We start from the raw sequence: 922 nt of genomic DNA, 5'->3' as shown, positions 1-922 counted from the left end.
GTGTTACTAAGTCATATAAATTATTGCAAGCAGAATTCACGCAATTATTTAAACATTTTATTATAAAACAGTATTTATATATACTTAAACTATCATTAATAAAGACATCAAGGGAGGAACTAATATGAAAGAGAGCAATATAAAAGAGTTGTCACTAGAGCAACGTGAAGAATTACTACAAACATTGAAAGATCGTTTTGAGAATAACATGAACCGCCATATAGGTCTAGAGTGGGCTAATGTTCAAGAAAGGCTGGATGTTAATACTGAAAAGTTGTGGTCGCTCAACGAAATGGAAAGAACTGGCGGAGAACCTGATGTTGTTGATTTTGATAAAGAAAAAAGCGAATACATTTTTTACGATTGTTCAGCAGAAAGTCCTAAAGGTCGTAGAAGTGTTTGTTATGACCTTGAAGCGCTAGAATCAAGAAAGAAACATAAACCAGAAAATAACGCTATTGATATGGCAACTGCTATGGGCATTGAACTATTAACGGAAGAAGAATATCGCACGTTGCAAAATCTCGGAAATTTCGATTTGAAGACATCGAGTTGGGTGCAAACACCTTCTGATATTAGAGAACTTGGCGGTGCCCTTTTTTGCGATTATCGCTTTGGCCATGTCTTTGTGTATCACAATGGAGCAGAATCTTACTATGCCGCAAGAGGTTTTCGTGGTTCTCTAAGAGTTTAAAATTTGTACAGACAGGTAAATTTGAAATTGAGAATAGATTGCATTCTTTAGCTAGCGGCTTCGACTGTGAGGCCTCATAGAATATGGGGATTATCTTTTGTAAAAGAATGAATCAACTAAAAATATTAAGAGTATGTTTTGATAATTTTTTTCATAAACATACTCTTTTTTAGAATTATTTATCAAAATTATTAGTTTTAATTAAATTGTAAACGAAAACATGTAAAA

The 922-nt window shown here is 33.2% G+C and carries 1 protein-coding gene; it reads left to right on the top strand.

What is annotated here, in order from left to right; genetic code table 11:
- Positions 1-124 precede the first annotated feature (124 nt).
- Positions 125-694 (top strand): DUF4256 domain-containing protein, encoded by a 570-nt coding sequence (locus tag AC1DTM_RS28915; RefSeq protein WP_016104980.1) that lies wholly within the window; start codon positions 125-127, stop codon positions 692-694.
- The last annotated feature ends 228 nt before the right edge of the window (positions 695-922 follow it).

This window comes from Bacillus sp. P4_D3 (genome assembly GCF_056401855.1).
This window is presented reverse-complemented; position numbering and strand designations above follow the sequence as displayed.

What these genes read in the sequence shown, in the direction of transcription:
- AC1DTM_RS28915 (WP_016104980.1), top strand. Translation starts at nt 125, where the DNA reads ATGAAAGAGAGCAATATAAAAGAGTTGTCACTAGAGCAACGTGAAGAA.